The organism is Arthrobacter sp. SLBN-112 (genome assembly GCF_030944625.1).
Lineage (GTDB): Bacteria > Actinomycetota > Actinomycetes > Actinomycetales > Micrococcaceae > Arthrobacter.
Genome location: NZ_JAUSXY010000001.1, coordinates 215,572 through 228,142 on the forward strand (window position 1 = coordinate 215,572; position 12,571 = coordinate 228,142).

Here is a 12,571-nt window from a genome sequence, read left to right on the forward strand (position 1 = left end):
GGTCAGCTTGCGGCCTGGCCCTCCGTGGCCGGGAACGGAGATTGGGGCTTTTGCTGCCGGCGGATGATCTCCAGGCCAATGTCGTTGTAGCGGCCCAGCAGGTCCGCGCCGTCGAACGCCTGCGGGTTATCCAGCAACGCGAAGACCGAATCGCTGGCATTGAGCAGTTCTTCGTCCGAGTACTCGGCCAGCGGGCGGCCGTACAAGAGCTCGAAGAAGATCACCGGCACTTGCGGCAGCCCCTCGGCAAAATCGCCGCCGGTGAACAGTCCTGTGACGTCCTCATCCATGAGGAGCGGTTGGCTGGTGGAAGGGTCTTCGGCGTTCCGGTCGTAATTGGCGGAAACGAGCTGGAGGGCAACCCCGGCGGAAGGAAGGCCCGGCAGGGAGTTGGTATCCATGGCATTAAGGTCACTGCGCAACCCGGAAAGTGCCGCTGATTCAATGAGGGCAGCCCGCGAAAGATCGACGCAGATGCGGCAGCGCAGGCCCATGTGCCGGACACGTCGAATGATATGGACGAGTTCCGCACGGGTGTCGTGGCGAAGGGTTCCCCGGACTTCAATCCGGACGATGTCAGCAGGGACATCCAGGTCAACAAGTGCGTCTAGGGCGCGGTCCATAGGTACTCCAAAAAGAGGTTCTATGGCCGACGGCTCAACCTCCGTTAGCTTAACCTCCAGGGGGAGCCGCGCACAAGCCGCCCCTCAGGCGCTCTGGCCCGGCCTGGCGTTGCCCGGCTCCTGGTAGTGGGTGTGCGCGCCTGTCCCACCGACGGACTCCACCAGGGACTTGGCGATGTCCCGCAGCTTGGTGTTGCTGTTGCTTGACGCCTCCGTGAGGATTTCGACGGCGGCCGCCTGGCTGCAGCGGTTTTGTGCCATGACAATGCCGATGGCGATGTCGATGATGGTCCGCGATTCAAGGGTGGCGCGGAGGTTGGAGGCGCTGTCCGCGTGCAATGAGAACCTGACGGCGAGGCGCAGCGCCTGGGAGATCTCCCTGGTGAAGTCCCGCGCCCTGGCCGCTGCGTGGCCATCGAACTTATTCGGGACGTCGGAGTACAGGTTCAGGGCAGCCTTGGCCTCTCCCTGCAGGTTGAAAGGAAGCGAAAGCACTGAGCGCAGGCCGTGGGACGCAACCGCGGTGGCGTAGTCCGGGCCCCACCGGTCCTCCTGGAACAGGTCCGGAACGTAGACTTCACGTTCTTCCTTTGCCGCTGTAAGGCACGGCCCCTGGGACAAGGAGTACTGGATTTCATCCACTTCCCGGGCCGACTCGCTGCTCCAGCCAATGGTGGCTGCCTTGCGGTCGCGGAGCAGCGTGATGCCGCACAGGGCGTCGTCGCCGTCGCCTGCCATCTGGTGGGCGGAAAAGCGCGCCAGTTCGTTGAGGAAGTCCTCAAAATCGGCGCTGTCCATGATCAGGTTCTGGACCTGGTCGGTAGCGCTCAGGGGTTGGGTTGGGGGGAGCAAGGGCATGGTCTCCGGGGGATCTAGTCGTTTAACGCACATCATAGGCCAGCCCGAACGGGCCGTCCAAGGGCCAAAGGGCACTCCTCTGTGAGTAACCCGCCCAAGCCCCGGGCCTGCGCCCGGCGCTAGGCGAGGCCCAGTTCGTCCTTGCCAAACGCGAACAGGTAGGGAACGCCCGTCTCGGCCTCGATCTTTTCTTTGGCCCCGGTGTCCCGGTCAACGATGACGGCCACGGCCACCACGTTCCCCCCGGCCTTCCGCACGCCTTCCACTGCCGTCAGCGCAGATCCTCCGGTGGTGGACGTATCCTCCAGGACCAGCACCTTGCGTCCTTCAACGGAAGGCCCCTCCACCTGGCGGCCCATGCCATAGGACTTCTGGGCTTTGCGGACCACGAAAGCGTCAACGGGCCGGCCTGCGTCAACGGCGGCGTGCATCACGGCGGTACCGACAGGGTCTGCACCCATGGTGAGCCCGCCCGCGCACTCAAAGTCGATCCCGGCGTCGTCCGCCAAAGCCAACATCACCTGGCCCACCAGCTTGGAGGCTTCGTGGTGCAGCGTGATCCTTCGAAGGTCGATGTAGTAGTCAGCCTCTGCCCCGCTGGAAAGGATCACCTTGCCGCGGACAACGGCAAGCTCCTTGATCAGTTCGAGCAGTCGGGCGCGGGCAGCTGCAGCGTCAGGCGCAGTATGAGTGGGCGAAGTCATGGGCTCCAGTTTAGTGGGTGAGCGGACGGGCAAAGCCTGGCGCGTGCTCCGGGCGTGGACCGAAAGCGATGACCCGGGGCAGGAGCCGCCTCACCACCGGGTTGTGCCGCACAACAAAGAGCAGCACCTGCCGGAGCCTTGAGCTATTTCCCGCCGCATTCCCGGCTGCAGCGCCGGCCGGAAACTTACCGGCAAACAACGGAACGAACACCGCCCGGTGCATGATCCGCTGTACCGTCTGCACCACCACCGTGGGCATCCAGCGGCGGCGCTGGACCGCCGCAAGGCTCTCGGTGCGCACGTTTCCACGGCGCAGGTCCGGCGCCAGCCGCGCTGCTGCTGCCACGGCGTCCTGGATGGCCAGGTTGATCCCGACGCCGCCGGCCGGAGACATGGCATGCGCGGCGTCCCCGATGCACAAAAAACCGTCGGTGTACCAGCGGCGCAGGCGGTTCAGCCTGACATCCAGCCAGTGCAGGTCCTCAACGCTGCTGATCGAGCCGACGCGGTCCGCGAGGTCGGGGCGAAGTGCGGCGACACGTTGGCGGAACCGTTCCACGCCCTCGGCCCGGATCCTGGCATCCGCACCCTTGGGGGCGAGATATCCCATCTGGTAGTAGTCGGTGCGGTTCAGGGCAATCATGGCTTCCCGGTCACCGAACGCCGGTACCACCCCGGCCAACTCCCCCGCTTCGGAGCCGCGGCGCGGGAGCCTGAACCACCACACATCAAACGGCACCGGATACTCCTTCGGGGACAACCCCGCTGCCCGTCGCAGCGCCGAATGCCGGCCGTCCGCTGCCACCACCACGTCGGCGTGAAGAACCTGCTCGCCGCCCGCCCCGGCGTCGCCGGCGGCCCGGAAGCGCACCCCGGTGACGCGTCCGCCGTCGCCGAACACCAAACCCGTGGCTTCGCATTCCATCAGCAGCCTGAATGTCGGTTCGGCCTTGGCGGCGGACGCCAGGAAATCCAGGAAGTCCCACTGCGGCATCATGGCCACGTAGTTGTACGGGGGTTTCAAGGAGTCGAAGTCAGCCAGCGTGACCAGGCCGGCGCCCGGCACCGGGAACGCGACATTCCGCAGCCGGCTCTGCGGCAGGGCGCGGAATCCGGGGCCCAATCCCAGCTCGTCCATCAGCCGGATCGTGGAAGCATGCACTGTGTCACCGCGGAAATCCCGCAGGAAGTCACCGTGTTTCTCCAGGACTGCTACGTCAACCCCGGCCCTGGCGAGCAATAGGCCGAGCATCATTCCCGCCGGGCCGCCGCCCACCACCGCACACCCCGTCCGCTCCATGCAGTTACGCTACGCCGGGTGCAGCGTTCCCGGAACAGTTGAGGGTTGTTGACAGCGCTGGCTAGGCTGGACCACATGCGCGAACTCCAGGCCAAGATCATTGAAGAAATGGGCGTTCTGCCCCGGATCGACCCCGCAGGGGAGGTGCGCAAGCGCGTCACTTTCCTCAAGGAATACCTCAAGGCAACGCATACCAAGGGCTTCGTCCTGGGCATTTCCGGCGGCCTGGATTCCTCGCTGGCCGGACGGCTTGCGCAACTGGCGGTGGAGGAACTCCAGGCGGAGGGCGTGGAAGCGAATTTCGTGGCTGTCCGCCTGCCCTACGGCGTGCAGCACGATGAGGAGGACGCGCAGGCGGCCCTGGACTTCATCAAGGCCAAGACCGAGTGGACCTTCAACATCTCCGCAGCGGTGGACGGTTTCGAGGACGAGTTCGAAAAGACGGTGGGCTCGGAGATCTCCGACTTCCACAAGGGCAACACCAAGGCCCGTACCCGCATGATCGCCCAGTACGCCTTGGCAGGGGAATTCAACTACCTGGTCATCGGCACCGACCACGGCGCCGAGTCCGTGACGGGCTTCTTCACCAAGTACGGCGACGGCGGGGCGGACATCCTGCCCCTGTTCGGCCTCAACAAGCGGCAGAACCGTGCCGTGCTGGCCGAGCTCGGAGCGCCGGCCCGCATCTGGGAGAAGGTGCCCACAGCCGACCTGCTCGATGACCGGCCTGGCCGCACTGACGAAGACGAACTTGGCATCAGCTACGACCAGATCGACGACTACCTCGAAGGACGCGACGTTCCGGAAGCGGTGGCCGAATCGATCGAACAGAAGTTCCTCCGCACCCGCCACAAGCGCACCGTTCCGGTGACCATCTTCGACACCTGGTGGAAGGACCAGGGCCGCCCGGAGGGGCCCCGCGCCGGACTCTAGGAGTGCCTGCCCGGCAGCTCAGTTTCGGGCCGTACAGCGCACGACGGCGCGCCGCACCTTCGAGGGGCGGCGCGCCGTCGTCGTTCGCGGCCCAGCCCGGCCCGGCTTAGCGGGTACGCCGCCTGCCCTCCGCACCCCCGCCCAGCTGCTGCGTAATCCGGTGCGCCTCCGCCATCAGGAGGCCACCCAGTTCGTCTTGCCGTTCCGGCTTGAAGCGCGGCTCGATGCCGGTCAATGACAAGGCCCAGGCCGGCTTCCCGGAAGGGTCGAACACCGCAGCGCCCATCCCCCAGCTTCCTTCCAGGACCAGCCCGGGGTTCACCGAGTAGCCGGCCAGCCGTGTGCGGGCGAGGTTTTCCCGGACCAAGGCGGCTGTATGGTTCGCGGCAAATGCCCCCGCATGGTCGGCCCAGCGGCCCAACAACTGCTCCTGCTCTTGTTCCGGCAGGAAGGCCAGGATGGCAGTCCCGGCTGACGCAACCCCCAGCGGGAACCGCACGCCCTCATGCAGGACGAAGGAGCGTACGGGGAAGCTTCCCTCCTCGCGCAGCAGGCAGACCGTCTCGGCGCCGCGGCGGATCGAAAAGAACGCGCTCTCCCCCGTGGCCTCGGCAAGCCGTCGAAGGCTGGGCCGGGCGATGTCCTCCATGGGAAACCGTGCGGCGGCCACCGACCCCATGAGCAGGACCTCCGGGCCAAGTACCCAGTTGCCGGTGGCAGGATCGTGGTCCAGCAAGCCTTCGGCGGCGAGGGACGAAAGGAGCCGGTGGACCGTGGGGCGGGTGAGCCCCGATTCGCGGACCAGCCCCGCCAGCGGCATGCCCTCCGCGCTCCGGCCCACCAGCCGCAGCAGTCCGGCAATCCGCGTCACCACCTGGGCGCCCTGCACTGGCATCGCGGTCACAAGCCCTCCTAAATGTCCACACTATGGATACATAAAAGCCTACCGTCCACACTGTAGTTATTGAATATTGCGTCCTTGACAGGCTCCTCAGGGCGCCCGTAGTCTCCAGAATCAGATCCAGCGTCCACAAAGTGGACGCCTTACCGTGCTCAACGAGGAGACGTCATGAACAAACTCCAGCCTTCTGCCACCGCAGCCCTGGAGGGCGCGCTGCAGGACGGAATGACCCTCGCCGTCGGCGGTTTCGGCCTCAGCGGCATTCCCGCTGACCTGATTGAAGCCGTGCGCGACTCCGGCGTGCGGGACCTGACCGTCGTCTCGAACAACATGGGCGTGGACGGCAAGGGCTTGGGCGTCCTAATCGAGGCCGGCCAGGTCCGCAAGGTCATCGCCTCTTACCTCGGCGAAAACAAGCTCTTCGCGGAGCAGTACCTCGCCGGGAAACTCGAGGTTGAGTTCACTCCGCAGGGAACACTGGCGGAACGCCTCCGCGCCGCCGGGGCCGGCATCCCCGCGTTCTATACCAAGACCGGCGTGGGCACCCTGGTGGCCGAGGGCAAGCCGCACGAGGTGTTCGACGGCGAAACGTACGTCCAGGAGCGAGCCATCAAGGCCGACGTCGCACTGGTCCACGCCCACACCGCGGACACGGACGGCAACCTCACGTACCGCTTCACTGCCCGGAACTTCAACCCGGTGGTGGCCACCGCGGGAGTCCTCACCATCGCCGAGGCCGAGGTCATCGTCAACCCCGGCGAACTGGACCCGAACCACATCGTCACCCCCGGCGTCTTTGTCCAGCGGCTGGTTCAGGCCACGGCCAGGGTGAAGGACATCGAGCAGCGGACCGTACGGCAGCGCACCGTGGCAGCCGATGCCGAAGCGCTGGCCGTCTGAGCCGGGGCCTGAGATGACTACCACCCATCCCAATGATCTGGACGTCCCCCAGAAGGGCCTGGCCCGGATGGCGGAGAAGCTGGCCGGCTGGACGCAGAAATGGTTCCCGGACGCCTACATTTTCGCCTTGGCAGGCGTCCTGCTCGTCGCCGTCGCAGCATTGGCGGCGGGCGCTTCGCCCAAGGCCGTGGTCGATTCCTTCGGAAACGGATTCTGGGACCTCACCGCTTTTACCCTGCAGATGTCAATGGTTGTCCTGACCGGCTACGTCGTGGCAACCTCACCACCGGTGGCCCGGCTGATTGAACGCCTGGCCCAGGTGCCCGGCTCCGCGCGGTCCGCCGTCAGCTTCGTCGCCGTCATGTCCATGTCGGTGTCATTCGTCAACTGGGGCCTGAGCCTGATCTTTGGCGGACTCCTGGCCCGTGCGGTGGCCCGGCGCGGGGACCTCCGCGTCGATTACCGGGCCCTCGGCGCGGCGGCGTTCATGGGACTGGGCGCAGTCTGGGCGCTGGGCATGTCCTCCTCCGCGGCCCAGCTCCAGGCAACCAAGGCATCCATTCCGCCGGCGCTGCTGAAGATCACCGGCGTCCTGGATTTCGGCACCACCATATTCACCTGGCAGTCCCTGCTTACGCTCGTCATCCTGATGCTGCTGACCACCGTCATCGCCCACTTTTCCGCGCCGACGGGGAACGCCATCAAAACTGCGGCCGATCTCGGCGTCGACCTTGACGACCAGCCCGAGCCGCCGGACGAAAAGTCCCGGCCGGGCGAGTGGCTCGAATACAGCCGCGTCCTGCCGGTCCTGGCGGGTGTGCTCACCCTGGGCTGGCTGGTGTCCCAGCTCCTGACCCTGCCCATCCTGAGCGTGGTCAGTTCACTGAACGGATACCTGCTGGTCTTCCTGATGCTGGGGCTGGTGCTGCACGGAACCCCGCGCAAGTTCCTGCAGTCTGTGGCCAAGGCCGTGCCCGCAACAGCCGGAATCCTGGTCCAGTTCCCGCTGTATGCCGCGATGGCGGCCATCCTCACCAAGGCGACGGGGGCCGGCGGCCTCTCCGTGTCCGAGCATCTGGCGCAGTTCTTCACCAGCATCGGCGGCAATGGGGCGTTCGCCATCATCATCGCCCTCTACACGGCTCTCCTGGGCATGTTCGTCCCCTCCGGCGGAGGCAAGTGGCTGGTCGAGGCACCCTATGTCATGCAATCCGCGACGGACGTGAACATGAACCTCGGCTGGACCGTGCAGATCTACAACATGGCCGAGGCACTGCCCAACCTGGTCAACCCGTTCTTCATGCTGCCGCTGCTGGCAGTGCTGGGCCTGCGGGCCCGCGACCTGGTGGGCTTCACGTTCCAGCAGTTCCTGTTCCATCTTCCGGTGGTGCTGCTGTTGGCGTGGCTGCTGGGAATGACGTTCGAATTCGTGCCGCCGGTAATACCCAACTGACCCCGGACACCCGAGTACTGAGAAAAAGGAGTTTCGCCATGGCATGGACCAGGGATGAAATGGCTGCGATCGCGGCCGAAGAATTGAACGACGGCGACTACGTGAACCTGGGGATCGGCATTCCGACGCTGGTGGCCAACAACCTGCCCAAGGGCGTGCGGGTGGTGCTCCAGAGCGAGAACGGACTGCTGGGCATGGGCCCGTTCCCGTATGAGGGCGAGGAGGACGCGGACCTGATCAACGCCGGAAAGCAGACCGTCACGGTCCTGCCCGGCGGCAGCATCTTCGACTCCGCCACCTCGTTCGGCATGATCCGCGGCGGCCACGTCAAAGTAGCCATCCTGGGCGCCATGCAGGTCTCCGGCAACGGCGACCTGGCCAACTGGACCATCCCCGGCAAGATGGTCAAAGGCATGGGCGGCGCCATGGACCTGGTGGCCGGCACCCCGCGGGTGGTGGTCCTCACGGAGCACAACGCCAAGGACGGCACCGCCAAGATCGTGCGCGAATGCACCCTCCCGTTGACCGGACTCAGCTGTGTGGACCGGATCATCAGCGATCTCGCCGTCTTCGATCTTTACAAAACGGACGACGGCGGGCGGCAGCTCACGCTGACCCGGCTGGCGCCCGGAGTCACCGTGGAGGAGATCCGCGGGAAGACCGAAGCCGCATTCGACGTCGCCACCTCCCTCGGCTCAACACCCACCTTTGAAGGAGCTACAGCATGAGCCTCAATGACCAGTTCGGCAAGGATGTCCTGATGACCGGCTGGGGGCACAGCAGGTTCGGGAAGCTCACGGACGACACCCTCGAGTCCCTGATCGTGCAGGTGGCTTCCGAGGCCATCGCAAACGCGGGCGTCGAGCCCTCGCAGATCGACGAGGTCTACGTGGGCCAGTTCAACGCCGGAATGATGCCGCTGGCGTTCCCGTCGTCGCTGGCCCTGCAGGTTTCCCCGGACCTGGCCAACGTACCCGCCACCCGTGTGGAGAATGCCTGCGCTTCCGGTTCGGCGGCGTTCCAGCAGGGCACCAAATCGTTGCTGGCCGGCACCGCAAAGACGGTACTGGTGATCGGTGCGGAAAAGATGACCCAAGCCGGGGCAGACGTGGTGGGTGCCGCGCTGCTCGGGGCCGACTATGACATGGCCGGGAAACAGTCCACCACCGGTTTCACCGGGCTCTTCGCCGAGGTGGCAAAGCACTACGCCAAGCGTTACGACCCCGCCGGCACCCTGGGCGACGTGTTGGGCAGCATCGCGGCGAAGAACCACCGCAACGGCGTGGACAACCCCTACGCACAGCTCCGCAAGGACCTCGGCGAGGAGTTCTGCCGGACCGTCTCGGACAAGAACCCGATGGTGGCCGAGCCGCTGCGCCGCACCGACTGTTCGCCGGTGTCCGACGGCGCGGCCGCCGTCGTGCTGTCCGTCTCCCCCACCCGCGGCGCGACCGCCCCGGTGCGGCTTGCCGGCTTCGGGCACGCCAACGACTTCTTCCCCACCGACCGCCGCGACCCCACGGCCTTCGAGGCCACCCGCGTGTCCTGGCAGCGCGCCCTGGCGATGGCCGGCGTCGGGCTCGAAGACCTGGACCTCGCCGAAGTCCATGACTGCTTCACCATCGCCGAGCTGCTCATGTACGAGGCCATGGGCCTGACCGCCCCCGGCGAAGGTGCCCGCGCCATCGAGGAGGGCTGGGTCTACAAGGACGGCAAGCTGCCGGTCAACGTCTCCGGCGGGCTCAAGGCGAAAGGCCACCCGGTGGGCGCCACAGGCGTCTCGCAGCACGTCCTGGCCGCCATGCAGCTCACCGGCACCGCCGGCGCCATGCAGCTGGCGGCCCCGCGCAGGGCAGCCGTGCAGAACATGGGCGGGGTCGGCATCGCCAACTACGTCAGCATCCTCGAAGCCGTCTGACGCAGCGGGATGAGGGGCCGCCGCCGTCGTAGGGCACTTTGACCCCGCCAGCGCCCGCCCGGAGCAATATCGGACGGCGTGTCCGTGCCAAAGTGCCCCGGGACGGTGGGACGGCAGCCGGCCGCCGCTTCCGCCCTACTTCGCCGCGCCCGCGATGGCGTCGGCGCCGGCGCCGGCAGCTGCACACGCTTCATCCAAGGCGCCATCCGGCGCCCCGCCGACAGCTATGCCGGCAACGGAAACGCCATTGACCTTCAGCGGGACACCGCCCGCAAGGAACAGGGTGCCCGGCAAGTCGGCGATAGAGCGGCCGTTACCGTTGACGCGCTTGGCCAGCTCGCTGGTGATCTTCGCCGCCATCCGGGGTGCGGTGCAGGGCAGGAGCGTGATGAGCCCGCCGGTGGCCTCGAGGTTGTTCCAGCAGCTGCGCAACCCTGACGACGTCCTCACTCCCCGGGAGGCCGAATTGCTGAGCCTGCTCACTGAAGGCCTCAGTAACCGCGAGCTCGGCCGGCGGCTGTTCATTTCCGAAGCGACCGTTAACACCCATCTGGCACACATCTATGCCAAGCTCGGAGTCGACACCCGGACGGCCGCTTCTGCTACCGCCATCCGCCGTGAGGGGATGCGTTAACTGCACATTATGGCCGCTACCCTTGCACCCGAGGCCTGCGCCCCGTACGTTGGGGACTGTGGGGGACTAACTCCCGCGCACCCCGGGACGATTCCGGGGAGAGAATCAGAGTCACATGAAGGAATGCAGCCATGGCAACAGGCACAGTTAAATGGTTCAACGCCGAAAAGGGTTTTGGCTTCATTGCCCCCGATGACGGGTCCGCTGACGTATTCGCCCACTACTCGGCAATCGCCAGCAGCGGCTACCGCTCACTGGACGAAAACCAGAAGGTCGAATTCGATGTGACCCAGGGCCCCAAGGGTCCGCAGGCAGAGAACATCCGCCCGCTCTAAGTCTTCGGCGGCTCCGACAACTGCCGGGACCCCATCCGGCGGCCCCTCCAGCGAAAGCTGGAGGGGCCGCTTGTTTTTTTGCGGCACTTTTTATCTGCGGCACTGTTTTTCTGCAGCACTGCGGGTTTGGGATAATTGACCCATGACCGGACAGGACCAGGACAAGGATCCGTGGGTGGAGTTCGACGCGCTCGGGCCCGCCGCCCCTGACCGTGTGCCGGGGCAGCCCGGCGGTGAACCCCACGGATTCGGATTCCGGACCGGTGTACGCAGCGCGCGCGTCGCCGTTGGTTTTGCCGTCTACGCCCTGGCCCTGGGCACAATCCTCGCCCTTACCGGATGCATCGTGTTCATCGCCCGGCAGCAGTGGCTGCTGGTGGGCCTCATGCTGATGTTCGAATCCATCTTTGTCTTTGCCTTCACGCGGCTGGTGGCACAGGCCCGGCACCGGAGACCACGAAACGGTCCAGCCAAGTAGGCGGACAGCCGCCCTTGACCTTGACGCTGCGTCAACCCCTAGGCTCAAGGGCATGGAAGAAATCCGAGGTACCGGCGTAAGGGACTGGCCCATCCAGGATGTGGCCAGGATGGCCGGCACCACCAGCCGCACGCTCAGGCACTACGACGACATCGGGCTCTTGAAGCCCAGCCGGGTGGGCGGCAACGGCTACCGCTATTACGACGGCGCCGCCCTCCTTCAGCTGCAGCGGATCCTTCTGCTGCGGGAACTGGGCCTGGGCCTGCCGGCCATCGCCGAGGTCTTCCAGCGCCACGCCGATCCCGTCGCCGCACTCACCCGCCACCTCGAGTGGCTGGGAAAGGAGCAGCAACGGCTGGCCCGGCAGGCACAATCCGTGCGGCAAACCATCGAAACAGTAAGGACAGGAGGCCAACTGATGGCCGAGAACATGTTTGACGGCTTCGACCACACCCAGTACCGGGACGAGGTCGAGGAACGCTGGGGCAAGGACGCCTACGCCACGTCCGACGCATGGTGGCGCGGGATGGACGCGGCAGAAAAACGGGCCTGGAAGTCACGGGTGGAAGACCTGGGCAGGGACTGGATCGCTGCCGGCGCTTCAGGAGTCCCGGCGGATGGTCCCGAGGCCCAGGACCTGGCACGCAGGCACGTGGCCTGGCTCCAGTCCATTCCCGGAACGCCCGCTGCAGACGCCGGCGGGGACATCAAGGGATATGTCATCGGACTGGCTGACATGTACGTCGCGGATCCGCGCTTCGCCGCCAACTACGGGGGCGTGGACGGGGCCGCCTTCGTACGGAGCGCCCTTCGCATCTTTGCCGGGAAGCACCTCTAGGGGCACCTGTCAGCGGTCGGCGTCGACGCGTTTGGCCCTCTTGGCCCGCCGGATAATGAGCAGGGCAACGGCAACGGCGAGCGCCGCGTAGACGGCATAGTTCAGGAAATGTGAGTACTTCTCGATGAGCTGGTACTGGGTGCCCAGCAGGTAGCCGAGGCCAATGAGGGCGCCGTTCCACAGCCCGCTGCCGGCAAGGGTGAAGAGGCTGAATGTTCCGACGGGCATTGCGGCGGCGCCGGCCGGCAGCGAGATCAGGCTGCGGATCCCGGGGAGCAGGCGGCCAAAGAAAATGGACGACCTGCCGTGGCGGCGGAACCAGGCTGTGGCCTGTTCAAAGTCCTCCCGGTCCACCAGGGGCAGTTTGGACAGCCACCGGATTGAACGTTCCAGGCCCAGTTTCGCGCCGAGCCAATAGAGCAGCAGGGCACCGAGGTACGCGCCCAGGGTGCTGGTGACGACGACGAGGAGGAGGCTGAGGGAACCTTGCTTGGCAAGGTAGCCCGCCAGCGGAAGGATCACCTCGCTGGGGATGGGCGGCACCACCGTCTCCGCCAGCGTGAAGGCACCCACGCCCCACTCGCCCAGGGCGTCGATAGCCTTCGCCGCGAAGCCCACGATGCCCGTGAGTCCGTCGGTGGGGCTGGCTGCACCGGTCATGGTTGTCCACATACGTCTGTCCCCGTTCGTTGCCCC

General features: G+C 66.1%; 14 protein-coding genes and 2 pseudogenes. 9 read left to right on the top strand and 7 right to left on the bottom strand.

Translation table 11 applies throughout. The annotated features are described in order from the left end of the window. Positions 1–2 precede the first annotated feature (2 nt). The 4 genes from QF050_RS00975 to QF050_RS00990 all read right to left on the bottom strand — a co-directional run bounded on the left by QF050_RS00975 (position 3) and on the right by QF050_RS00990 (position 3,485). Entirely contained in the window at positions 3–623 is a 621-nt protein-coding gene (locus QF050_RS00975; RefSeq protein WP_308928745.1) for a hypothetical protein, read from the bottom strand. Positions 624–707: 84 nt separating this feature from the next. Further along, complete coding sequence (locus tag QF050_RS00980) at positions 708–1,481, bottom strand: GAF and ANTAR domain-containing protein (protein ID WP_308928746.1); 774 nt, start codon at positions 1,479–1,481, stop codon at positions 708–710. 119 nt (positions 1,482–1,600) lie between these two features. Continuing rightward, entirely contained in the window at positions 1,601–2,185 is a 585-nt protein-coding gene (gene pyrE, locus QF050_RS00985) for an orotate phosphoribosyltransferase (RefSeq protein ID WP_308928747.1), read from the bottom strand. Positions 2,186–2,195: 10 nt separating this feature from the next. Next, a complete protein-coding gene (locus QF050_RS00990; protein WP_308928748.1) occupies positions 2,196–3,485 on the bottom strand; it encodes an FAD-dependent oxidoreductase in 1,290 nt (429 codons plus the stop codon). A 75-nt stretch (positions 3,486–3,560) separates the two neighbouring features. Here QF050_RS00990 and nadE point away from each other — a divergent pair, with 75 nt between their 5' ends. Next, the gene (nadE, locus tag QF050_RS00995; RefSeq protein ID WP_308928749.1) at positions 3,561–4,418 is read left to right on the top strand and encodes an ammonia-dependent NAD(+) synthetase; all 858 of its coding nucleotides are present in this window, start codon (positions 3,561–3,563) and stop codon (positions 4,416–4,418) included. Between the two features lie 106 nt (positions 4,419–4,524). Here nadE and QF050_RS01000 read toward each other — a convergent pair whose 3' ends face one another. Further along, a complete protein-coding gene (locus QF050_RS01000) occupies positions 4,525–5,322 on the bottom strand; it encodes an IclR family transcriptional regulator (protein WP_308928750.1) in 798 nt (265 codons plus the stop codon). A 165-nt stretch (positions 5,323–5,487) separates the two neighbouring features. Between QF050_RS01000 and QF050_RS01005 the strand changes: the two genes are divergently transcribed. The 4 genes from QF050_RS01005 to QF050_RS01020 are packed head-to-tail and all read left to right on the top strand — an operon-like array spanning position 5,488 to position 9,590. Further along, the gene (locus QF050_RS01005; protein ID WP_308928751.1) at positions 5,488–6,219 is read left to right on the top strand and encodes a CoA transferase subunit A; all 732 of its coding nucleotides are present in this window, start codon (positions 5,488–5,490) and stop codon (positions 6,217–6,219) included. A gap of 13 nt (positions 6,220–6,232) precedes the next feature. After that, positions 6,233–7,672 carry a TIGR00366 family protein gene (locus tag QF050_RS01010; protein WP_308928752.1) on the top strand — a complete coding sequence of 480 codons (1,440 nt, stop codon included), beginning with the start codon at positions 6,233–6,235 and terminating at the stop codon, positions 7,670–7,672. 38 nt (positions 7,673–7,710) lie between these two features. Further along, entirely contained in the window at positions 7,711–8,400 is a 690-nt protein-coding gene (locus QF050_RS01015; protein WP_308928753.1) for a CoA transferase subunit B, read from the top strand. Beyond that, on the top strand, positions 8,397–9,590 hold the full coding sequence (locus QF050_RS01020; RefSeq protein WP_308928754.1) for an acetyl-CoA acetyltransferase: 1,194 nt from the start codon (positions 8,397–8,399) through the stop codon (positions 9,588–9,590). Before QF050_RS01015 ends, QF050_RS01020 begins: the two co-directional genes overlap by 4 nt. A 135-nt stretch (positions 9,591–9,725) precedes the next feature. Here the strand turns inward: QF050_RS01020 and QF050_RS01025 are convergent. Continuing rightward, a pseudogene (locus QF050_RS01025) lies at positions 9,726–9,935 on the bottom strand (heme-binding protein); the annotation flags it as partial. Position 9,936: 1 nt separating this feature from the next. On the opposite strand from QF050_RS01025, the pseudogene QF050_RS01030 reads away from it, so the two are divergent. From QF050_RS01030 to QF050_RS01045, 4 genes and pseudogenes are all read left to right on the top strand, one after another. Next, a pseudogene (locus tag QF050_RS01030) lies at positions 9,937–10,224 on the top strand (response regulator transcription factor); the annotation flags it as partial. A gap of 131 nt (positions 10,225–10,355) precedes the next feature. Beyond that, positions 10,356–10,559 carry a cold-shock protein gene (locus QF050_RS01035; RefSeq protein WP_013599688.1) on the top strand — a complete coding sequence of 68 codons (204 nt, stop codon included), beginning with the start codon at positions 10,356–10,358 and terminating at the stop codon, positions 10,557–10,559. Positions 10,560–10,701: 142 nt separating this feature from the next. After that, a complete protein-coding gene (locus QF050_RS01040) occupies positions 10,702–11,037 on the top strand; it encodes a hypothetical protein (protein WP_308928755.1) in 336 nt (111 codons plus the stop codon). A 52-nt stretch (positions 11,038–11,089) separates the two neighbouring features. Beyond that, positions 11,090–11,875, top strand: a complete 786-nt coding sequence (locus QF050_RS01045) for a TipAS antibiotic-recognition domain-containing protein (protein ID WP_308928756.1) — start codon at positions 11,090–11,092, stop codon at positions 11,873–11,875. Positions 11,876–11,884: 9 nt separating this feature from the next. On the opposite strand, the gene QF050_RS01050 is transcribed toward QF050_RS01045, so the two are convergent. Continuing rightward, the gene (locus QF050_RS01050) at positions 11,885–12,547 is read right to left on the bottom strand and encodes a DedA family protein (RefSeq protein WP_308928757.1); all 663 of its coding nucleotides are present in this window, start codon (positions 12,545–12,547) and stop codon (positions 11,885–11,887) included. Positions 12,548–12,571: the final 24 nt, after the last annotated feature.